The sequence below is a fragment of the Variovorax sp. AC194 genome (assembly GCF_979257995.1).
In genome coordinates, this window is the sequence record NZ_OZ409823.1 from 2,667,745 (window position 1) to 2,687,983 (window position 20,239).

General features: G+C 64.8%; 21 protein-coding genes and 1 tRNA gene. 21 read left to right on the forward strand and 1 reads right to left on the reverse strand.

The features are described 5' to 3' along the window. Positions 1–19 precede the first annotated feature (19 nt). The 21 genes from ACZYRS_RS12760 (at position 20) to ACZYRS_RS12860 (ending at position 18,437) form a co-directional block, all read left to right on the forward strand. Positions 20–1,030 (forward strand): NAD(P)H-quinone oxidoreductase, encoded by a 1,011-nt coding sequence (locus tag ACZYRS_RS12760; RefSeq protein ID WP_463419570.1) that lies wholly within the window; start codon positions 20–22, stop codon positions 1,028–1,030. After that, positions 1,024–1,809 carry a triose-phosphate isomerase gene (gene tpiA, locus ACZYRS_RS12765; RefSeq protein ID WP_198784801.1) on the forward strand — a complete coding sequence of 262 codons (786 nt, stop codon included), beginning with the start codon at positions 1,024–1,026 and terminating at the stop codon, positions 1,807–1,809. Before ACZYRS_RS12760 ends, tpiA begins: the two co-directional genes overlap by 7 nt. A gap of 37 nt (positions 1,810–1,846) precedes the next feature. Then, positions 1,847–2,257 carry a preprotein translocase subunit SecG gene (secG, locus tag ACZYRS_RS12770; protein WP_463419571.1) on the forward strand — a complete coding sequence of 137 codons (411 nt, stop codon included), beginning with the start codon at positions 1,847–1,849 and terminating at the stop codon, positions 2,255–2,257. A 119-nt stretch (positions 2,258–2,376) separates the two neighbouring features. After that, positions 2,377–2,461: transfer RNA gene (locus ACZYRS_RS12775), tRNA-Leu, on the forward strand. A gap of 67 nt (positions 2,462–2,528) precedes the next feature. Beyond that, positions 2,529–2,888: an NADH-quinone oxidoreductase subunit A gene (locus ACZYRS_RS12780; protein ID WP_041943881.1), complete on the forward strand. Its 360-nt coding sequence runs from the start codon at positions 2,529–2,531 to the stop codon at positions 2,886–2,888. 12 nt (positions 2,889–2,900) lie between these two features. Then, positions 2,901–3,380 (forward strand): NuoB/complex I 20 kDa subunit family protein, encoded by a 480-nt coding sequence (locus ACZYRS_RS12785; protein ID WP_007837763.1) that lies wholly within the window; start codon positions 2,901–2,903, stop codon positions 3,378–3,380. A gap of 13 nt (positions 3,381–3,393) precedes the next feature. Next, positions 3,394–4,005 carry an NADH-quinone oxidoreductase subunit C gene (locus ACZYRS_RS12790; RefSeq protein ID WP_463419572.1) on the forward strand — a complete coding sequence of 204 codons (612 nt, stop codon included), beginning with the start codon at positions 3,394–3,396 and terminating at the stop codon, positions 4,003–4,005. A 1-nt stretch (position 4,006) separates the two neighbouring features. Beyond that, a complete protein-coding gene (locus tag ACZYRS_RS12795; RefSeq protein WP_042579830.1) occupies positions 4,007–5,260 on the forward strand; it encodes an NADH-quinone oxidoreductase subunit D in 1,254 nt (417 codons plus the stop codon). Between the two features lie 10 nt (positions 5,261–5,270). Then, on the forward strand, positions 5,271–5,813 hold the full coding sequence (locus tag ACZYRS_RS12800) for an NADH-quinone oxidoreductase subunit NuoE family protein (RefSeq protein WP_463419573.1): 543 nt from the start codon (positions 5,271–5,273) through the stop codon (positions 5,811–5,813). Continuing rightward, complete coding sequence (gene nuoF / locus ACZYRS_RS12805; protein WP_198784798.1) at positions 5,813–7,153, forward strand: NADH-quinone oxidoreductase subunit NuoF; 1,341 nt, start codon at positions 5,813–5,815, stop codon at positions 7,151–7,153. The genes ACZYRS_RS12800 and nuoF overlap by 1 nt, the downstream gene beginning before the upstream one ends. A gap of 20 nt (positions 7,154–7,173) precedes the next feature. Then, positions 7,174–9,345, forward strand: a complete 2,172-nt coding sequence (gene nuoG, locus ACZYRS_RS12810; protein ID WP_463419574.1) for an NADH-quinone oxidoreductase subunit NuoG — start codon at positions 7,174–7,176, stop codon at positions 9,343–9,345. Continuing rightward, positions 9,342–10,418, forward strand: coding sequence for an NADH-quinone oxidoreductase subunit NuoH (gene nuoH, locus ACZYRS_RS12815; protein ID WP_463419575.1), 1,077 nt, complete (start codon positions 9,342–9,344; stop codon positions 10,416–10,418). Before nuoG ends, nuoH begins: the two co-directional genes overlap by 4 nt. Before the next feature lie 17 nt (positions 10,419–10,435). Continuing rightward, on the forward strand, positions 10,436–10,981 hold the full coding sequence (gene nuoI, locus ACZYRS_RS12820; RefSeq protein WP_198784795.1) for an NADH-quinone oxidoreductase subunit NuoI: 546 nt from the start codon (positions 10,436–10,438) through the stop codon (positions 10,979–10,981). Positions 10,982–11,018: 37 nt separating this feature from the next. Beyond that, complete coding sequence (locus tag ACZYRS_RS12825; RefSeq protein ID WP_463419576.1) at positions 11,019–11,675, forward strand: NADH-quinone oxidoreductase subunit J; 657 nt, start codon at positions 11,019–11,021, stop codon at positions 11,673–11,675. Further along, the gene (nuoK, locus tag ACZYRS_RS12830) at positions 11,672–11,980 is read left to right on the forward strand and encodes an NADH-quinone oxidoreductase subunit NuoK (RefSeq protein ID WP_007837741.1); all 309 of its coding nucleotides are present in this window, start codon (positions 11,672–11,674) and stop codon (positions 11,978–11,980) included. Before ACZYRS_RS12825 ends, nuoK begins: the two co-directional genes overlap by 4 nt. 7 nt (positions 11,981–11,987) lie before the next feature. Beyond that, the gene (gene nuoL, locus ACZYRS_RS12835) at positions 11,988–14,027 is read left to right on the forward strand and encodes an NADH-quinone oxidoreductase subunit L (protein WP_463419577.1); all 2,040 of its coding nucleotides are present in this window, start codon (positions 11,988–11,990) and stop codon (positions 14,025–14,027) included. A gap of 25 nt (positions 14,028–14,052) precedes the next feature. Further along, positions 14,053–15,531 (forward strand): NADH-quinone oxidoreductase subunit M, encoded by a 1,479-nt coding sequence (locus ACZYRS_RS12840; protein ID WP_463419578.1) that lies wholly within the window; start codon positions 14,053–14,055, stop codon positions 15,529–15,531. Positions 15,532–15,557: 26 nt separating this feature from the next. Further along, on the forward strand, positions 15,558–17,045 hold the full coding sequence (gene nuoN, locus ACZYRS_RS12845) for an NADH-quinone oxidoreductase subunit NuoN (RefSeq protein ID WP_463419579.1): 1,488 nt from the start codon (positions 15,558–15,560) through the stop codon (positions 17,043–17,045). Positions 17,046–17,060: 15 nt separating this feature from the next. Next, positions 17,061–17,366: a DUF2818 family protein gene (locus ACZYRS_RS12850; protein WP_198784790.1), complete on the forward strand. Its 306-nt coding sequence runs from the start codon at positions 17,061–17,063 to the stop codon at positions 17,364–17,366. Between the two features lie 5 nt (positions 17,367–17,371). Beyond that, positions 17,372–17,977, forward strand: a complete 606-nt coding sequence (locus ACZYRS_RS12855; RefSeq protein ID WP_463419580.1) for an NUDIX domain-containing protein — start codon at positions 17,372–17,374, stop codon at positions 17,975–17,977. Between the two features lie 7 nt (positions 17,978–17,984). Continuing rightward, positions 17,985–18,437 (forward strand): DUF1178 family protein, encoded by a 453-nt coding sequence (locus tag ACZYRS_RS12860; RefSeq protein WP_463419581.1) that lies wholly within the window; start codon positions 17,985–17,987, stop codon positions 18,435–18,437. 12 nt (positions 18,438–18,449) lie between these two features. Here the strand turns inward: ACZYRS_RS12860 and ACZYRS_RS12865 are convergent, their stop codons facing one another. Next, entirely contained in the window at positions 18,450–20,234 is a 1,785-nt protein-coding gene (locus tag ACZYRS_RS12865; RefSeq protein ID WP_463419582.1) for an ABC transporter transmembrane domain-containing protein, read from the reverse strand. Between the last annotated feature and the right edge of the window lie 5 nt (positions 20,235–20,239).

Genomic DNA, 20,239 nt, shown 5'->3' on the forward strand with positions numbered 1-20,239 from the left:
CGTTGGAGGCCGAAAGACCATGAAAGCCATTGAAATCACTTCGTACGGCGCCCCTGAGGTGCTGCGCGTGGCCGATCGTCCCGATCCGGTGGCGGGCGTGGGCGAATTGCTGATTCGCGTCGCAGCCAGCGGGGTGAATCGCCCCGACGTGCTGCAGCGCATGGGCCACTATCCGGTGCCGCCGGGCGCCTCCGACCTGCCGGGCCTCGAAGTGGCCGGCGAGATCGTCTCGGGCGACGCCGCGGCGCTGGCCGAGGCGGGCTTCAAGATCGGTGACCGCGTCTGCGCGCTGATCGCCGGTGGCGGCTATGCCCAGCTGTGCGTGGCGCCCGTGGCGCAGTGCCTGCCGGTGCCCAAGGGCTGGAGCGATGCCGACGCGGCTTCGCTCCCCGAGACCTTCTTCACCGTCTGGAGCAACGTGTTCGAGCGCGGCCGCCTGCAAAAGGGCGAGACGCTCCTGATCCAGGGCGGCTCCAGCGGCATCGGCGTCACGGCGATCCAGATCGCCAAGGCGCTGGGCGCGACGGTGATCGTCACGGCCGGCAGCGACGGCAAGTGCGAAGCCTGCAAGAAGCTGGGTGCCGACCACGCCATCAACTACCGCACGAGCGACTTCGTCGAAGAGGCGAAGAAGCTCACCGGTGGCAAGGGCGTGGACGTGATCCTGGACATGGTGGCCGGCGACTACGTGGCGCGCGAGATCGAGTGCCTGGCCGAAGACGGCCGGCTCGTGATCATCGCGGTGCAAGGCGGCGTGAAAGCCCAGATCAATGCGGGCCTCGTGCTGCGCAGGCGCCTCACGATCACCGGCTCGACGCTGCGGCCGCGGCCGGTGGCGTTCAAGGGTGCGATCGCCAAGGCATTGCGCGAGAAGGTCTGGCCGCTGCTCGAAAGCGGCGCGATCAAGCCCGTGATCCACAGCACTTTTGTGGCGGCGGGTGAACCCGATGGCACGACGAGTGGTGCGGCCCAGGCTCACAGGCTCATGGAATCGAACCAGCACATCGGCAAGATCGTGCTGACATGGTGACAACGAACAACGCGATGACAACCAAGAAGAAACTGATCGCCGGCAACTGGAAGATGAATGGCGGCCTGGCCGCCAACGAGGCGCTGGTGAAGGCTCTGCAGCAAGGCCTGGCGGCAAGCCCGGCCGCTTGCGATGTCGCGCTGTGCGCGCCGGCGCCGTACTTCGCCCAGCTGCAATCGCTGCTGGCGGGCTCGCCGTCGCTGGCGCTCGGTGCGCAGGACGTTTCGGCGCATCCGCAAGGCGCGTTCACCGGCGAGCAGTCGGCGGCGATGTTGAAGGATTTCGGCGTGCGCTATGCCATCGTCGGTCACTCCGAGCGTCGGCAGTACCACGGCGAAACCGACGAGACGGTGGCGGCGAAGGCGGCCGCGGCTCTGGCGAACGGCATCACGCCGATCGTCTGCGTCGGCGAAACGCTGGCCGAGCGCGAAGCAGGGCAGACCGAAGAAGTCGTCAAGCGCCAGCTGGCCGCGGTGATCCATGTGAATGGCCACTGCATCAGCGAAATCGTCGTGGCCTACGAGCCCGTCTGGGCCATCGGCACCGGCAAGACGGCAACGCCCGAACAGGCGCAGGCGGTGCATGCCGTGCTGCGTGCGCAACTGCACCATGCCGCGAGCGAGCACGCTGCCGGTATCTGCATTCTTTACGGCGGCAGCATGAACGCGGCCAATGCCGCCGAACTGCTGGCGCAGGCCGACATCGACGGCGGCCTCATCGGCGGCGCGTCCCTCAAGGCCCCCGACTTTCTGCAGATCATTTCTGCCGCTGCGCGCTGAACGCGCAACGGCTGTCATCAATTAGGAGTAAGAACGAATGAACGTGGTCCTCAACCTTCTGGTCGGCGTGCAAATGCTGGCGGCCCTGGCGATGATCGGCCTGATCCTGATCCAGCACGGCAAGGGCGCCGACATGGGCGCCGCCTTCGGCAGCGGCAGTGCCGGCAGCCTGTTCGGTGCCAGCGGCAGCGCGAACTTCCTCTCGCGCACCACGGCCGTGCTGGCCGCGGTGTTCTTCGCATGCACGCTGCTGCTCGCGTACTTCAGCCACGCCCGTCCTGTGGGCGGCGGCAGTCTTCTGGAGCGTGCGGCCGTGGGCGCACCCGCTGCGCCGGCCACGCCGGCATCCGGCGCCGCAGGCGAAATCCCTGGCGCGGGCGCTCCGAGCGCACCGGCTTCGGCACCTGCCGCACCCGTTTCGGGCGCCGGTCAGATTCCGAACAAGTAATCCAGTCGTTTTCATGCAGTCGTCGGCGAGAAACGGCTGTATTTCAGGGTAAACTCTAAAGCTGTTCAGAAAGCCAAATGCCTTAACCGGTACCTCATGCCATCTGAACAGCAAAAACCGCGGTCGTGGTGAAATTGGTAGACACGCTATCTTGAGGGGGTAGTGGCGAAAGCTGTGCGAGTTCGAGTCTCGCCGACCGCACCAAATCTCATCGGCAGAAAACCTCATCCAGAGGTTCTTCTTGCCGGTGGCAAGCGGTGAAAATTTCTCGATGAACCTCGATTCCTACCTTCCCGTCCTTTTGTTCATTTTGGTCGGAGTCGGCGTAGGCGTCGCCCCCCAAGTCATCGGATACATCCTCGGCCCCAACCGGCCAGACGCTGCGAAGAACGCTCCCTACGAGTGTGGCTTCGAAGCCTTCGAGGATGCGCGCATGAAATTCGACGTGCGCTATTACCTCGTTGCCATTCTCTTCATCCTGTTCGATCTCGAAATTGCCTTTCTCTTCCCGTGGGCCATTGCGCTCAAGGAGATCGGTGCTGTCGGCTTCTGGGCCATGATGATCTTTCTCGCCATCCTCGTCGTAGGTTTCATCTACGAGTGGAAAAAAGGCGCGCTCGACTGGGAATGACAAGGAATCACGATGGCCATTGAAGGCGTTCTCAAAGAAGGTTTCGTCACCACCACCTACGACTCGGTGGTGAATTGGGCGAAGACCGGATCTCTCTGGCCGATGACGTTCGGCCTCGCATGCTGTGCGGTCGAAATGATGCACGCGGGCGCGGCCCGCTACGACATCGACCGTTTCGGCATGCTGTTCCGTCCAAGCCCGCGCCAGTCCGATCTGATGATCGTGGCCGGCACGCTGTGCAACAAGATGGCGCCGGCGCTGCGCAAGGTCTACGACCAGATGCCCGAGCCGCGCTGGGTGCTCTCGATGGGCTCGTGCGCGAACGGCGGTGGCTACTACCACTACAGCTATTCGGTCGTGCGCGGCTGCGACCGCATCGTGCCGGTCGACGTCTACGTTCCGGGTTGCCCGCCCACCGCCGAGGCATTGCTCTACGGCGTGATCCAGCTGCAGCAGAAGATTCGCCGCACCAACACCATTGCCCGCGCCTGAGAGATTGCCGACGATGACTGACTTTGCAATTTCGCCGGAGGTGCTGCGCGCCACCATCACCGAGACGCTCGGCGCCAAGGCCAAGAGCGTGACGCTCGCGCTGGGCGAGGTGACTGTCGTGGTGAGCGCCGCCGACTACATCGACGTGGCCACGCTGCTGCGCGATGCGCCCGGCTGCCGCTTCGAGCAACTGATCGACCTCTGCGGCATGGACTACTCCGACTACCGCGAAGGCGAGTGGCAGGGCGAGCGCTTCTGCGTCGTCTCGCACTTGCTGTCTGTCACGCTCAACCAGCGCGTGCGCCTGAAGGTGTTCGCGCCCCACGAAGACCTGCCCGTGGTCGACTCGCTCCAGCCCGTCTGGAGTGCTGCCACCTGGTTCGAGCGCGAAGCGTTCGACCTCTACGGCATCGTGTTCGACGGCCACGACGACCTGCGCCGCATCCTGACCGACTACGGTTTCATCGGCCATCCGTTCCGCAAGGACTTCCCGGTGTCGGGTCACGTCGAAATGCGTTACGACGAAGAACAAAAGCGCGTCGTGTACCAGCCGGTATCGATCGAGCCGCGGGAAATCACGCCACGCGTGATCCGTGAAGACAACTACGGCGGCGGTTTGCACTGATATGGCCGAAATCAAGAACTACACCCTCAACTTCGGCCCCCAGCATCCGGCCGCGCACGGCGTGCTGCGCCTGGTGCTCGAGCTCGACGGCGAAGTGATCCAGCGCGCCGACCCGCACATCGGTCTCCTGCACCGCGCGACCGAGAAGCTCGCCGAATCGCGCACCTTCATCCAGTCGCTGCCCTACATGGACCGCCTCGACTACGTGTCGATGATGTCCAACGAGCACGCCTACTGCCTGGCCATCGAGCGGATGATGGGCCTGGACGTGCCGATCCGCGCGCAGTACATCCGCGTGATGTTCGCCGAGATCACCCGTCTCCTGAACCACCTTCTGTGGCTCGGCGCGCACGGTCTGGACTGCGGCGCGATGAACATGCTCATCTACTGCTTCCGCGAGCGCGAAGACCTGTTCGACATGTACGAGGCCGTCTCCGGCGCGCGCATGCACGCGGCGTACTTCCGTCCGGGTGGCGTGTACCGCGACCTGCCGGACGCGATGCCGCAGTACAAGGTCAGCAAGATCAAGAACGCGAAGGCCATCGAGCGCCTGAACGAGAACCGCCAGGGTTCTCTCCTCGACTTCGTGGACGACTTCTGCAAGCGCTTCCCGAAGATGGTCGACGAGTACGAGACGCTGCTCACCGACAACCGCATCTGGAAGCAGCGCACCGTGGGCATCGGCGTCGTGACGCCGGAGCGCGCGCTGAACCTGGGCTTCACCGGCCCGATGCTGCGCGGCTCGGGCATCGAATGGGACCTGCGCAAGAAGCAGCCCTACGACGTCTACGACCAGATGCAGTTCGACGTGCCCGTGGGCAAGACCGGCGACTGCTACGACCGCTACCTCGTGCGCGTCGAAGAGATGCGCCAGGCCAACAAGATCATCCAGCAGTGCTCGGCATGGCTGCGCGCCAATCCCGGCCCGGTGATCACCGACAACCACAAGGTCGCCGCGCCCGCGCGCGAATCGATGAAGGCGAACATGGAGGAGCTGATCCACCATTTCAAGCTTTTCACCGAAGGCTTCCACGTGCCCGAAGGCGAGGCCTATGCCGCCGTCGAGCATCCGAAGGGCGAGTTCGGCATCTACCTCGTGAGCGACGGCGCCAACAAGCCCTACCGCCTGAAGATCCGCGCCCCCGGCTTCCCGCACCTCGCCGCCCTCGACGAAATGTCGCGCGGTCACATGATCGCCGACGCTGTCGCGGTGATCGGCACGATGGACATCGTGTTCGGCGAAATCGACAGGTGAGAAAGAGCGAATGACGACTTCCTCAACCCATCACCACGACGCGGCCCCTTCGGCGCCGCTGACGGCCGACGTCCTCGAGCGCTTTGCGCGCGAAGTCGCCAAGTACCCCGAGGCCGGCAAGGCCTCCGCCGTGATGGCGTGCCTGGCCATCGTCCAGCAGGGCGAAGGCTACATCAGCATGCAGCGCGAGCGCGAGATCGCCGACTACCTCGGCATGGCGCCCATCGCCGTGCACGAGGTGACGACCTTCTACAACATGTACAACCAGCACCCGGTGGGCAAGTTCAAGCTCAACGTGTGCACCAACCTGCCGTGCCAGCTGCGTGACGGCGTCACCGCGCTCGTTCACCTCGAGAAGAAGCTGGGCATCAAGATGGGCGAGACGACCGACGACGGTTTGTTCACGCTGCAGCAGAGCGAGTGCCTGGGCGCCTGCGCCGACTCGCCCGTGATGCTGGTCAACGACCGCACCATGTGCAGCTTCATGAGCAACGAGAAGCTCGACCAGCTCATCGAGGGCCTGCGTGGCTCGACCAAAGGGGAGGCCGCGTAATGTCACCCGAGCAAGTACTCCAGCAGTTCCAGGCGACGGGCGTGCAGACCTGTTTCCATGACCGCCACATCGAGCCGCAGATCTACGCGGGCCTGAATGGCACCAACTGGCGCCTGGCCGACTACGAAGCGCGCGGCGGCTACAAGGCGCTGCGCAAGATCCTCACCGAGGGCCTCACGCCCGACCAAGTGATCGCCGAAGTGAAGGCCTCGGGCCTTCGCGGCCGCGGCGGCGCGGGTTTCCCGACGGGCCTGAAGTGGAGCTTCATGCCCCGCCAGTTCCCGGGCCAGAAGTACCTCGTCTGCAACTCCGACGAAGGCGAGCCGGGCACGTGCAAGGACCGCGACATCCTGCAGTTCAACCCGCACATCGTGATCGAAGGCATGGCCATCGCCGCCTATGCGATGGGCATCAGCGTGGGCTACAACTACATCCACGGCGAGATCTTCCAGAGCTACGACCGCTTCGAGGAAGCCCTCGAAGAGGCGCGCGCGGCCGGCTACCTCGGCGACGCGATCATGGGCAGCACGTACAACTTCCAGTTGCACGCGGCCCACGGCTTCGGCGCCTACATCTGCGGCGAGGAAACCGCGCTGCTCGAATCGCTCGAAGGCAAGAAGGGCCAGCCGCGCTTCAAGCCGCCGTTCCCGGCGAGCTTCGGCCTGTACGGCAAGCCCACCACGATCAACAACACCGAGACCTTCGCGGCGGTGCCCTGGATCATCAACAACGGCGGTCCGGCCTACCTCGAATGCGGCAAGCCGAACAACGGCGGCACCAAGATCTATTCGGTCAGCGGTGACGTCGAGCTGCCCGGCAACTACGAAGTGCCCATGGGCACGCCGTTCTCCAAGCTGCTGGAACTGTGCGGCGGCGTGCGCAAGGGCCGCACGCTCAAGGCGGTGATCCCCGGCGGATCGTCCTCGCCGGTGCTGCCCGCCGACATCATGATGGCCTGCACCATGGACTACGACTCCATCGCCAAGGCCGGTTCCATGCTGGGCTCGGGCGCGGTGATCGTCATGGACGACAGCCGCTCGATGGTCGAGTCGCTCAAGCGCCTGTCGTACTTCTACATGCACGAGTCCTGCGGCCAGTGCACGCCGTGCCGCGAAGGCACGGGCTGGCTCTACCGCGTGGTGGACCGCATCCACAACGGGCAGGGCAAGGCGACCGACATGGACCTCTTGAACTCCGTGGCAGACAACATCCAGGGCCGCACCATCTGCGCCCTCGGCGATGCGGCGGCGATGCCGGTGCGCGCCATGATCAAGCACTTCCGTCACGAATTCGAGGCCTTGATCCCGGGCTATGTCCCGAAGGCGCCCGTCCAGGCCTGAGCGCGAGAAGAAACATACTCATGATCGAAATCGAACTCGACGGCAAGAAGGTCGAAGTGACCGAAGGCAGCATGGTGATGCATGCGGCCGACAAGGCGGGCACCTACATCCCGCACTTCTGCTATCACAAGAAACTCAGCATCGCGGCCAACTGCCGCATGTGCCTGGTCGACGTGGAGAAGGCGCCCAAGCCGATGCCGGCCTGCGCCACACCCGTCACACAGGGCATGATCGTTCGCACCAAGAGCGAGAAGGCCATCAAGGCGCAGCAGTCGGTCATGGAGTTCCTCCTGATCAACCACCCGCTGGATTGCCCCATCTGCGACCAGGGCGGCGAATGCCAGCTGCAGGACCTGGCCGTCGGCTACGGCGGCTCTTCTTCGCGCTACGAAGAAGAAAAGCGCGTCGTCTTCCACAAGGACGTCGGCCCGCTCATCAGCATGGAAGAGATGAGCCGCTGCATCCATTGCACGCGGTGCGTCCGCTTCGGCCAGGAAGTGGCCGGCGTGATGGAGCTGGGCATGACCCAGCGCGGCGAGCACTCCGAAATCGAGACCTTCCTCGGCGACTCGGTTGACTCCGAACTCTCGGGCAACATGATCGACATCTGCCCGGTCGGCGCGCTCACGAGCAAGCCGTTCCGCTACAGCGCCCGCACCTGGGAACTGTCGCGCCGCAAGTCGGTGAGCCCGCACGACTCCACCGGCTCGAACCTGATCGTGCAGGTCAAGAACAACCGCGTGATGCGCGTGGTGCCTCTGGAGAACGAAGACGTCAACGAATGCTGGATCGCCGACCGCGACCGCTTCTCGTACGAAGCCCTCAACGGCCCCGAACGCCTGACGCAGCCCATGCTCAAGCAGGGCGGCCAATGGCAGCAGGTCGACTGGCAGACCGCGCTCGAATACGTGGCCAATGGCCTGAAGCAGATCAAGACCGACCACGGCGCGCAAAGCATCGGCACGCTGGTGAGCCCGCACAGCACGCTCGAAGAGCTGCAGCTCGCCGCCATGCTCACGCGTGAACTGGGCAGCGACAACATCGATTACCGCCTCCGCAACGCGGAATTCACGGCGTTCGAAGGCGTGCGCTGGCTCGGCACCTCGATCGCTTCCCTGACGCAAGTGCAGCGCGCGCTGGTCGTCGGCTCGAACCTGCGCAAGGACCATCCGCTGTTTGCGCAGCGCATCCGCCAGGCCGTGCGCAAGGGCGCCGCGCTGTCGGTGATCACCTCGGCCGACCTGATGGCCGACCGCGAGGCGTGGGCCATCACCGCCGCGCAGTCGACCATCGTCGACGCGGGCCAATGGGTCGAGGCGCTGGCCGCGGTCGCCGCCGCCATCGGCAAGACCAATGGTGCCACCGCACCTCTGGCACCGAAGAACGAACCCGATGCCGCCGCGCAAGCCATCGCAGCGTCGCTGCTGGGCGGCGAACGCAAGGTCATCCTGCTCGGCAATGCCGCCGCCCACCACGCGCAAGCCAGCAGCCTGCTGGCCCTTGCGAACTGGATCGGCGCACAGACCGGCGCGACCGTCGGCTACCTGACCGAAGCCGCCAACACCGTGGGCGCGCAACTCGTAGGCGCCTATCCGAAGAACGGCGGCCTCGATGCCGGCCGCATGCTCGCCGCGGGCTCCGGCCTCAAGGCCGTGCTGCTGCTGAACACCGAACCGGTGTTCGATTCGGCCGCCGGTGCCGCCGCTGCCGATGTCGTCGGCAACGCGCAGATGGTCGTCACGCTGAGTCCCTTCAAGGCCAACCTCGAATTCAGCGACGTGCTGCTGCCGATCGCCCCGTTCACCGAAACCCCCGGCACCTTCGTCAATGCCGAAGGCCGCCTGCAAGCTTTCCATGCCGTCGTGAAGCCGCAAGGCGAAGCGCGTCCGGCGTGGAAGGTGCTGCGCGTGCTGGCCAACCTGCTGGGCCTGCCCGGCTTCGCGTTCGAATCGACCGCCGACGTGCTCAAGATGGTGGGCGAGGGCGGTGCGCTTCCGGCCAACGCCCTGAACAATGCAACGGCCGCGAACGCCGTCGCCTCCAACGGCGCCGCACCGGCACCTGTGGTCGCGAGCATCTATCAGCTCGACTCCATCGTGCGCCGCGCCCCGTCGCTGCAACTGACGGCCGATGCACGCAACGCATCGAACGCACCGGTCGCATCGGGTCAGGCCGAGGAGGCATTGGCATGATCGACACCATTCATGGCTTCGGCCAGGGGCTGATCGGCGCAGGCTGGTGGACGGCAGTGGCATGGCCCGTGATCTGGACGCTGATCAAGATCATCGTGGTCGTGATCCCGCTGATGCTGGCCGTGGCCTACCTCACGCTGTGGGAGCGCAAGGCCATCGGCTTCACGCAGATCCGCGTGGGCCCGAACCGCATCGGACCGATGGGCCTGCTACAGCCGATTGCCGACGCGCTCAAGCTGATGACCAAGGAAATCATCATTCCGACGGTCGCCAACAAGGGCCTGTTCCTGCTGGGCCCGATCATGACCATCATGCCGGCGCTCGCCGCATGGGCCGTGATTCCCTTCGGCCCCGACGTGGCGCTGGCCAACATCAATGCCGGTCTCCTGTTCGTGATGGCCATCACCTCGCTCGAGGTGTACGGCGTGATCATCGCCGGCTGGGCATCGAACTCGAAGTACGCGTTCCTGGGCGCACTGCGCGCCTCGGCACAGATGGTGAGCTACGAAATCGCGATGGGCTTCTGCTTCGTCGTGGTGCTGATGGTCACCGGCAGTCTGAACATGAGCGAGATCGTGAATGTGCAGGGCAAGGGCATCTTCGCCAACATGGGCGTGGGCTTCCTGTCGTGGAACTGGCTGCCGCTGCTGCCGATCTTCGTCGTCTACTTCATCTCGGGCCTGGCCGAAACCAACCGCCATCCGTTCGACGTGGTGGAAGGCGAATCGGAAATCGTCGCCGGCCACATGATCGAGTACTCGGGCATGAGCTTCGCGATGTTCTTCCTGGCCGAGTACGCCAACATGTGGCTGGTCTCGATCCTGACCGTGGTGCTGTTCCTGGGCGGCTGGCTGCCACCGTTCGAGTTCCTCAGCTTCATCCCTGGCTGGATCTGGCTCGGTGCCAAGACCTTCTGCGTGGTCACCATGTTCCTGTGGGTGCGCTCGACGTTCCCGCGCTTCCGTTATGACCAGATCATGCGTCTGGGCTGGAAGATCTTCATTCCCGTCACCCTGGTGTGGCTGGTCGTGGTCGGTGGCTGGATGCAGACGCCGTTCAACATCTGGAAATAACTGGAAGCGCCAATATCATGACTGCTGCGCAATCCGCCAGCGCGCTCGCGCGCCCTTCCAAGCTGGCTTCCGCACCGTTCTCGCTCAAGGATTTTTTGGGCAGCTTCATGCTGTTCGAACTGTTCAAGGGCCTGGCGATCACGGGCAAGTACGCCTTCGCCCGCAAGATCACGGTTCAGTTCCCCGAAGAGAAGACACCGCTGTCGCCGCGTTTTCGCGGCCTGCACGCGCTGCGCCGCTATGAAAACGGCGAGGAGCGCTGCATCGCCTGCAAGCTCTGCGAAGCCGTCTGCCCGGCGCTGGCGATCACCATTGAATCGGATGTGCGCGACGACGGCTCGCGCCGCACCACGCGCTACGACATCGACCTGACCAAGTGCATCTTCTGCGGCTTCTGCGAAGAGAGCTGCCCGGTCGACTCGATCGTGGAGACCCACATCTTCGAATACCACGGCGAAAAGCGCGGCGACCTGTACTTCACCAAGGACATGCTGCTGGCCGTGGGCGACCGCTACGAAAAAGAAATTGCAGCGAACAAGGCGGCCGACGCCAAGTACCGCTGATCCGTCCAGCCCGAAACCCGTACCCACCCGAATTCCAATGGACGTCAAGACCGGTCTGTTCTATCTGTTTGCCGTGGTGCTGCTTTTTGCAGCCTTCCGCGTCATCACCGCCCGCAATCCCGTGTACGCCGCGCTGTACCTGGTGCTGGCTTTCTTCCAGGCTTCGGCCATCTGGTTGCTGCTGCGCGCCGAGTTCCTCGCGATCTCGCTCGTGCTGGTGTACGTCGGCGCCGTGATGGTGCTGTTCCTCTTCGTCGTGATGATGCTGGACATCAACGTCGACAGCTTGCGACAGGGCTTCTGGAAGCACTTCCCGCTCGCGGCCGGCGTGGGCGCGCTGATCGCGCTCGAAATGGCGGCCGTGCTCATGGGCGGCTTTCGCCTGGGCGAAGCGCCGCGGGCCATGGCGGTCACCTCTCCCAACACCTCGAACACGATGGAGCTGGGCAAGCTGCTCTATTCCGAGTACCTCTACCCGCTGGAAATCGCCGCGGTCATCCTGCTCGTGGCCATCGTGGCCGCCATTGCACTGACGCTGCGCACCCGCAAGGACAGCAAGTACACCAACCCGTCGGACCAGGTGCGCGTGAAGGCGCGCGACCGCGTGCGCATCGTGCAGATGCCGGTGACGCGTGCAGCCGAACCCGTGGTGGAAGCACCGCCCGTTGAAGCGGCAAAGGAAAACAAGGCATGACGCTCACGCTCGGACACTTTCTCTCGCTCGGCGCGATGCTCTTCGCGCTGTCGGTGATCGGCATCTTCCTGAACCGCAAGAACCTGATCGTGCTGCTGATGGCCATCGAGCTGATGCTGCTGGCGGTCAACATGAACTTCGTGGCCTTCTCGCACTACCTGGGCGACATGCACGGCCAGATCTTCGTGTTCTTCATCCTGACGGTGGCCGCGGCCGAGTCGGCGATCGGTCTCGCGTTGCTGGTGCTGTTGTTCCGCAACAAGTCCAACATCAACGTCGACGAGCTCAACTCGCTCAAGGGTTGAAATCAACATGAGCGCAACCCTTTCCGCATCCACCCTGCTGGCCGTGCCGCTGGCACCCCTGGTCGGCGCTGCCGTCGCAGGCCTTTTCGGCACCAAGTTCGGCGGCAATCACATCGGCCGCAAGGTCACGCATTCGCTGACGATCCTGGGCGTGCTGGTCGCCTTCATCATCTCGGCCATGACGCTCAAGAGCGTGGTGGTCGACGGTGCCCGCTTCAACGCGACGCTCTACGAGTGGATGATCGTCGGCGGCCTGAAGATGGAAGTCGGCTTCCTGGTCGACGGCCTCACGGCCATGATGATGTGCGTGGTGACCTTCGTGTCGCTGATGGTGCACATCTACACCATCGGCTACATGGAAGAAGACGACGGCTACAACCGCTTCTTCTCGTACATATCGCTGTTCACCTTCTCGATGCTGATGCTCGTCATGAGCAACAACATGCTCCAGCTGTTCTTCGGCTGGGAAGCGGTGGGCCTGGTGTCGTACCTGCTGATCGGCTTTTGGTTCAACAAGCCCACGGCGATCTTCGCGAACATGAAGGCCTTCCTGGTCAACCGCGTGGGCGACTTCGGCTTCATCCTGGGCATCGGCCTCATTGCCGCCTACGCCGGCACGCTGAACTACGGCGAAGCCTTCGCCAAGGCCAACACGCTGGCCGGCATCACCTTCCCGGGCACCGAGTGGATGCTGATCACCGTGATCTGCATTTGTCTCTTCATCGGCGCGATGGGCAAGAGCGCGCAGTTCCCGCTGCACGTGTGGCTGCCCGATTCGATGGAAGGCCCGACGCCCATCTCCGCGCTGATCCACGCGGCCACGATGGTGACCGCCGGCATCTTCATGGTGGCGCGCATGTCGCCGCTGTTCGAGCTGAGCGACACGGCCCTGAGCTTCATCCTCGTGATCGGCGCCATCACGGCGCTCTTCATGGGGTTCCTCGGCATCATCCAGAACGACATCAAGCGCGTGGTCGCGTACTCCACGCTCTCGCAGCTGGGCTACATGACGGTGGCGCTCGGTGCCTCGGCCTACTCGGTCGCGGTGTTCCACCTGATGACGCACGCGTTCTTCAAGGCGCTGCTGTTCCTCGGCGCGGGCTCGGTGATCATCGGCATGCACCACAACCAGGACATCCGATGGATGGGCGGCGTGCGCAAGTACATGCCGATCACCTGGATCACGTCGCTGCTGGGTTCGCTCGCGCTGATCGGAACGCCGTTCTTCGCTGGCTTCTACTCGAAGGACAGCATCATCGAAGCGGTGCACGAGAGTCACCTGTGGGGCGCGAACTTCGCCTACTACGCGGTGCTGGCGGGCGTGTTCATCACGGCGTTCTATTCGTTCCGCATGTACTTCCTGGTCTTCCACGGCAAGGAACGCTACGACCAGAACCCCGATGCGCACCATGACGACCACGCGCACGATGCGCACGGCGATCACGGCCACGGCCATGACGCCCACAAGCCGCACGAATCGCCCTGGGTGGTCTGGCTGCCGCTGGTGCTGCTGGCCATCCCCTCGGTGGTGATCGGCTTCATGACGATCGAGCCGATGCTCTTCGGCGAGTTCTTCAAGCAGGCGATCTTCGTGGACGGTACCAGGCACCACGCCATGAAGGAACTGGAAGAAGCCTTCCACGGCCCCGTCGCCATGGCGATCCACGGCCTGCAGGCCGCGCCGTTCTGGCTGGCGCTGGCGGGTGTGGTGCTGTCGTACTACATGTACATGATCAACCCGGCGCTGCCGGCCGCGATCAAGCGCGCCTGCGAGCCGATCTACCGCCTGCTCGAGAACAAGTACTACCTCGACTGGATCAACGAGAACATCATCGCCCGCGGTGCGCGCGCGCTCGGTACCGGCCTCTGGAAGGGCGGCGACCAGGCCCTGATCGACGGTGCCGTGGTCAATGGTTCGTGGAAAGTGATCGGCCGTGTCTCCAGCGTGGTGCGCTGGGTGCAGTCGGGCTACATCTATCACTATGCCTTCGCGATGCTGCTCGGCATCTTCATCCTGATGACGTACTTCGTCTGGTTCAAACGCTGAGCCCGAACGCTGGAGAAAAAGAAAAATGGGTTTGTTGAGCCTTGCCATCTGGGTGCCGATCGCATTCGGCGCCGTGCTGCTGGCGTTTGGCCGCGAAGAGCATGCCAAGGGCGTGCGCTGGGTCGCGCTCGTCGGTGCCATCGTGAGCTTCCTGGTCACGGTGCCGCTGTTCACGCGCTTCCAGAACGGAACCGCCGCCATGCAGTTCGTCGAGAAGACGAGCTGGATCTCCCGCTTCAACGTCAACTACCACATCGGTCTTGACGGCCTGTCGCTGTGGATGGTGCTGCTGACCTCGTTCATCACGGTCGTGGTCGTGATCTCGGCCTGGGAAGTGATCACCGAGCGCGTGAACCAGTACATGGGCGCGTTCCTGATCCTCTCGGGTTTCATGATCGGCGTGTTCTCCGCGCTGGACGGCATCCTGTTCTACGTGTTCTTCGAGGCCACGCTGATCCCGATGTACCTGATCATCGGCATCTGGGGCGGCCCGAACAAGATCTACGCGGCGTTCAAGTTCTTCCTCTACACCTTGCTCGGCTCGCTGCTGATGCTGGTGGCGCTGATCTTCCTGTACAACAAGTCGGGCGGCAGCTTCGACATCCTGGCCTGGCACAAGCTGCCGCTGGGCTCGACCGCGCAGACCTTCCTGTTCTTCGCCTTCTTCGCGGCCTTCGCCGTGAAGGTGCCGATGTGGCCGGTCCACACGTGGCTGCCCGACGTGCACGTCGAGGCGCCCACCGGCGGCTCGGCCGTGCTGGCCGCGATCATGCTGAAGCTGGGTGCCTACGGCTTCCTTCGTTTCTCGATGCCCATCGCGCCCGACGCCTCGCACGAATGGGCCTGGCTCATGATCGCGCTATCGCTCATCGCAGTGATCTACGTGGGCCTGGTGGCGTTGGTGCAGCAGGACATGAAGAAGCTGGTGGCCTACTCGTCGGTCGCCCACATGGGCTTCGTCACGCTGGGCTTCTTCATCTTCAACGAGCTGGGCGTCGCCGGCGGCATCGTGCAGATGATCGCCCACGGCTTCGTCTCGGGCGCCATGTTCCTGGGCATCGGCGTGCTGTACGACCGCGTGCACTCGCGCCAGATCGCCGACTACGGCGGCGTGGTCAACACCATGCCCAAGTTCGCCGCCTTCGCGCTGCTGTTCGCCATGGCCAACTGCGGCCTGCCGGGCACCGCCGGTTTCGTGGGTGAGTGGATGGTGATCCTGGGCGCCGTGAAGGCCAACTTCTGGATCGGCCTGGGGGCAGCAACCGCGCTGATCTTCGGCGCCGCCTACACCCTCTGGATGTACAAGCGCGTGTACCTCGGCCCGGTCGGCAACGACCACGTCAAGGAGCTCTCCGACATCAACGCCCGCGAGTTCCTGATGCTGTCGCTGCTGGCGATCGCCGTGTTGTGGATGGGCCTTTATCCGAAGCCATTCACCGATGCAATGGATGCTTCGGTGACCGAGCTCCTGCGCCACGTGGCAGTTTCGAAGCTGCCCTCCTGATGCCACGCTGAAGACAAGAGAACGAGATGATTGACAAACTCAGCTGGGTCACGATCTACCCCGAAATCGTGTTGCTGGTCATGGCCTGCATCATTGCGCTGGTCGACCTGTCGGACATGAGCCCGCGCCGCACCCGCACCTATGTGCTGACGCTGCTCACGCTGCTGGTGGTGGCCGTGCTCACCGGCATGGCCGCGCTCGACGGCAAGACCGCCTACGGCTTCGGCGGCATGGTCGTGAGCGACTCGATGGGCAACTGGCTCAAGTGCTTCGCCACCATCGCCCTGATGGTCACCCTGATCTACGGCCGCCCCTATGCGGCCGACCGCGAGATGCTGCGCGGCGGCGAACTGTTCACCGTGAGCATGTTCGCGCTCCTGGGCATGTTCGTGATGATCTCGGGCAGCAACTTCCTGCTGATCTACCTGGGCCTGGAACTGCTCACGCTCTCGAGCTATGCGCTCGTGGCGCTGCGCCGCGACAACGCGGTGGCCAGCGAAGCGGCCATGAAGTACTTCGTGCTCGGCGCGATGGCCAGCGGCTTCCTGCTGTACGGCCTCTCGATGATGTACGGCGCGACTGGCTCGCTCGACCTGAACGAAGTGTTCAAGGCGATCTCGACCGGCAAGGTCAACCACCAGGTGCTGGTGTTCGGCCTCGTGTTCATCGTGGCCGGCCTGGCGTTCAAGGTGGGCGCAGCGCCTTTCCACATGTGGGTGCCCGACGTCTACCAGGGTGCGCCCACGGCCGTCACGCTGCTGATCGGCGCGGCGCCCGAGCTGGCCGCCTTCGGCATCATCATCCGCCTCTTGGTCGATGGGCTGCAGCCGCTCGCGATCGACTGGCAGCAGATGCTGGCCGTGCTGGCCATCGCGTCGCTGCTGATCGGTAACCTGGCCGCCATCGCGCAGAGCAACCTCAAGCGGATGCTCGCCTACTCGACCATCTCGCAGATGGGCTTCATGCTGCTGGGCATGGTCGCGGGCTCGGACCTGTCGGGCACACAGAACGCACAGGCCGCCTACAGCGCCTCGATGTTCTACATCGTGACCTACGTGCTCACCACGCTGGCGAGCTTCGGCATCATCCTGCTCTTGGCGCGCGAAGGCTTCGAGAGCGAAGAGATCACCGACCTCGCAGGCCTCAACCAGCGCAGCCCGCTGTACGCCGGTGTGATGGCGATTGCGATGTTCTCGCTGGCGGGTCTGCCGCCGCTGGTCGGCTTCTACGCGAAGCTGGCCGTGCTGCAGGCGCTGATCGCTTCGGGCCAGGCGATCTACATCGGTCTTGCGGTGTTCGCCGTGATGATGTCGCTGGTCGGCGCCTTCTACTACCTGCGCGTGGTCAAGGTCATGTACTTCGACGCACCGGTCACGGCCACCACCGTGTCGGCATCGTTCGACGTGCGCACCGTGCTCACGATCAACGGCGCACTGATCCTGATTCTCGGCGTGCTGCCCGGCGGTCTGATGACGCTGTGCTACGACGCCATCGCGGCCACGCTGGCCCACTGACGCGGCCGGCCCACGGTGTCGCAAACCGCGTCGGTCTGGGTCGTCCTGCTGGTGGCGCTCCTGGCCGCCAACCTGCCGTTCTTCAACGAGCGCCTGTTCGGCGCCGTGCCGCTGCCGGCAAAGCGCAAATCGCTGGCGATCCGCTTTGCCGAGCTGGTGGTGCTGTACTTCATTGCCGGCGGCATCGGCCTCTTGTTCGAGCGCAGGGCAGGGCAGATCTCGCCGCAGGGCTGGGAGTTCTACGCGGTGACCGGCGCGCTCTTCATCGTGCTGGCCTTTCCAGGGTTCACCTGGCGCTACCTGATGAAGCACAGGCACTGAACGACATGACATCACCCATCGCCGATTCGCACCTGAGGGAAGAACTCGTCAGCAGCGAGGAGCTCTTCAAGGGCAAGTTCCTGCAGGCCAAGCGCGACACCATCCGCCTGCCCGACGGCCACAACGCCACGCGCGAGTACGTGGTGCATCCCGGCGCGGTGGTGGTGATTCCGCTGCTCGACGATGGGCGCGTGGTGCTGGAGCGGCAGTACCGCTACCCGGTGGGCCATGTGATGGTCGAGTTTCCGGCGGGCAAGCTCGATCCGGGCGAGGACCCGCTGGTCTGCGGCCAGCGCGAACTGCTCGAGGAAACCGGCTACACCGCGCGTGAATGGGCGCATGCCGGTGCGATGCACCTGGCCGTGGCGTACTCGACCGAGATCATCCACATCTACTTCGCGCGGGGCCTCTCGCTCGGCGAACGGCAGCTGGACCACGGTGAATTCCTCGACGTGTTCACCGCAACGCCCGAGGAAATGATCGGCTGGTGCCGCGACGGCACCGTGACCGATGCCAAGTCATTGACCTGCACCCTGTGGATGCAGAACGTCCTCTCCGGCGCATGGGCACTCGACTGGAAAGCGGCGGCGTCGCAAGGCGGCGCGGGATAATCCGCGCATGAAGGTCCTCGATCTCCGCTGCACGCATGGCCATGGCTTCGAGGGCTGGTTCGCGTCCAACGAGGCCTTCGAGACCCAGTTGGCCAGTGGGCTGGTCGAATGCCCGGTCTGCGGCGACACCGCGATCGTCAAGCTGCTGAGCGCGCCGCGCCTCAATCTTGGTAACGCCAAGGCGCCGGCAGCAGAAGCGGCACCCGCAGCGCCCTCGCAGGTGTCGGCCCCACTTTCTCCCGAAGCCCGCTGGATGCGCGCCATGCGCGAAGTCATCGCCAAGACCGAGGACGTCGGCGAACGCTTTGCCGAAGAGGCCCGCAAGATGCACTACGGCGAAGCCGAAGAGCGCGGCATCCGTGGGCAGGCGACGCCCGAGCAGACCGAGGCGCTGCTCGACGAAGGCATTGCGGTGATGCCGCTGCCGATGCCCGCAGCGCTCAAAGAGACGCTGCAGTAAGCGCCCCGCAGCTCAGGCCGTGAATTGAAGCGCGGCCAGGCGGGCGTAGACCCCGCCTTGTGCCACCAGCGCCGCGTGCGTTCCCTGTTCGACGATGCCGCCGTGGTCCAGCACGATGATGCGATCTGCCTTCTGCACGGTCGCCAGGCGGTGCGCGATGACCAGCGTCGTGCGGCCTTCCATCGCCGACTCGAGCGCGGCCTGCACCATGCGTTCGCTTTCTGCATCCAGGGCACTGGTGGCCTCGTCCAGCAGCAGCAAGGGCGGGTTCTTGAGGATCGCGCGTGCAATCGCGATGCGCTGGCGCTGGCCGCCGGAGAGGCGCACGCCGCGCTCGCCGAGGAAGGTGTCGTAGCCCTCGGGCAATGCTGTCAGGAAGTCGTGCGCGAAGGCGGCGCGAGCTGCTGCATGCACTTCGTCTGTCGTGGCTTCGGGCCGGCCGTAGCGGATGTTCTCGAACGCGCTGGCCGAAAAGATCACCGCGTCCTGCGGCACCAACCCGATGCGGGTGCGCAGGTCGGGCAGGGCGAGCGATGCCAGCGGCGCGCCGTCCAGCAGCAGCTGGCCCGACTGCGGGTCGTAATAGCGCAGGAGCAGCTGGAACACCGTGCTCTTGCCCGCGCCGCTGGAGCCGACCAGCGCCACCGTCTCGCCGGGCGCGATGTCGAGGCTGAAATCGCGCAGCGCCGGCGTGCCGGGCCGCGATGGGTAGTGGAAGGTCACTGCGTCGAGTTTGATCGTGCTGCCCGCAGCCGGAATCGGCGTGACCGTCGGATTCGGGGGCGAGGTGATGACGGCCGGCGCATGCAGCAGTTCCATCAGCCGCTCGGTGGCCCCGGCCGCGCGCAACAGGTCGCCGTACACCTCGCCGAGCACGGCCGTCGCGCTTGCGAGGATGGCCACGTAGACCACGGTCTGGCCGAGATGGCCGGCCGTGATGTCGCCACGCAGCACGGCTTGCGTGCCCTGGTAAAGGCCCCAGAGCAGCGCCGCGGAGGTCGCGATGATGATGAAGGCCACGAGCACCGAGCGCGCCTTGGTGCGGCGGACCGCGGTGCGGAAGGCGTTCTCGGTCGAGGCGTCGAAGCGCGAGGCCTCGCGGGCTTCGGCCGTGTAGCTCTGCACCACCGGGATCGCGTTCAGCACTTCGGCCGCGATGGCGCTCGAATCGGCCACGCGGTCCTGGCTCGCGCGCGAGAGCTTGCGCACGCGCCGGCCGAACCACATGCTTGGCAGCACCACCAGCACCAGGATGCCCAGTACCTGCACCATCACGTAAGGATTGGTCCAGACCAGCACGGCCAGCGCGCCCACGCCCATCACCGCGTTGCGCAGGCCCATGCTGAGGGACGAGCCGACGACCGTCTGCACCAGCGTCGTGTCGGCCGTCAGGCGCGAGAGCACCTCGCCGGTCTGCGTGGTCTCGAAGAAAGCCGGGCTCTGGTGCAGCACGTGGCCGTAGACCGCGTTGCGCAAGTCGGCCGTGACGCGTTCGCCCAGCCAGCTCACCGTGTAGAAGCGCGCGGCCGAAAACAGGCCCAGCGCCACGGCCACCGCGAAGAGGGCGCCGAAGTGCTCGCGCAGCGCCATGGTCTGAGCGCCCTTGTCGGGGTTGATCAGCCCGCCGTCGATCAGGCTGCGCAGCGCCAGCGGAAAGGCCAGCGTCGTGACCGCCGCCATCACCAGGAAAACGGCCGCCAGCACGATCTGCACGCGGTAAGGGCGAAGAAAGGGGCTCAGCCCCGACAGCGACCGGGGCGAGCCCTTGGCCATGGAAGACGGTGGGGAGGAAGCCATGGGCG

Coding starts and splice junctions, on each gene's coding strand:
- ACZYRS_RS12760 (WP_463419570.1), top strand. CDS start 20: ATGAAAGCCATTGAAATCACTTCGTACGGCGCCCCTGAGGTGCTGCGC.
- tpiA (WP_198784801.1), top strand. CDS start 1,024: ATGGTGACAACGAACAACGCGATGACAACCAAGAAGAAACTGATCGCC.
- secG (WP_463419571.1), top strand. CDS start 1,847: ATGAACGTGGTCCTCAACCTTCTGGTCGGCGTGCAAATGCTGGCGGCC.
- ACZYRS_RS12780 (WP_041943881.1), top strand. CDS start 2,529: ATGAACCTCGATTCCTACCTTCCCGTCCTTTTGTTCATTTTGGTCGGA.
- ACZYRS_RS12785 (WP_007837763.1), top strand. CDS start 2,901: ATGGCCATTGAAGGCGTTCTCAAAGAAGGTTTCGTCACCACCACCTAC.
- ACZYRS_RS12790 (WP_463419572.1), top strand. CDS start 3,394: ATGACTGACTTTGCAATTTCGCCGGAGGTGCTGCGCGCCACCATCACC.
- ACZYRS_RS12795 (WP_042579830.1), top strand. CDS start 4,007: ATGGCCGAAATCAAGAACTACACCCTCAACTTCGGCCCCCAGCATCCG.
- ACZYRS_RS12800 (WP_463419573.1), top strand. CDS start 5,271: ATGACGACTTCCTCAACCCATCACCACGACGCGGCCCCTTCGGCGCCG.
- nuoF (WP_198784798.1), top strand. CDS start 5,813: ATGTCACCCGAGCAAGTACTCCAGCAGTTCCAGGCGACGGGCGTGCAG.
- nuoG (WP_463419574.1), top strand. CDS start 7,174: ATGATCGAAATCGAACTCGACGGCAAGAAGGTCGAAGTGACCGAAGGC.
- nuoH (WP_463419575.1), top strand. CDS start 9,342: ATGATCGACACCATTCATGGCTTCGGCCAGGGGCTGATCGGCGCAGGC.
- nuoI (WP_198784795.1), top strand. CDS start 10,436: ATGACTGCTGCGCAATCCGCCAGCGCGCTCGCGCGCCCTTCCAAGCTG.
- ACZYRS_RS12825 (WP_463419576.1), top strand. CDS start 11,019: ATGGACGTCAAGACCGGTCTGTTCTATCTGTTTGCCGTGGTGCTGCTT.
- nuoK (WP_007837741.1), top strand. CDS start 11,672: ATGACGCTCACGCTCGGACACTTTCTCTCGCTCGGCGCGATGCTCTTC.
- nuoL (WP_463419577.1), top strand. CDS start 11,988: ATGAGCGCAACCCTTTCCGCATCCACCCTGCTGGCCGTGCCGCTGGCA.
- ACZYRS_RS12840 (WP_463419578.1), top strand. CDS start 14,053: ATGGGTTTGTTGAGCCTTGCCATCTGGGTGCCGATCGCATTCGGCGCC.
- nuoN (WP_463419579.1), top strand. CDS start 15,558: ATGATTGACAAACTCAGCTGGGTCACGATCTACCCCGAAATCGTGTTG.
- ACZYRS_RS12855 (WP_463419580.1), top strand. CDS start 17,372: ATGACATCACCCATCGCCGATTCGCACCTGAGGGAAGAACTCGTCAGC.
- ACZYRS_RS12860 (WP_463419581.1), top strand. CDS start 17,985: ATGAAGGTCCTCGATCTCCGCTGCACGCATGGCCATGGCTTCGAGGGC.
- ACZYRS_RS12865 (WP_463419582.1), bottom strand. CDS start 20,234: ATGGCTTCCTCCCCACCGTCTTCCATGGCCAAGGGCTCGCCCCGGTCG.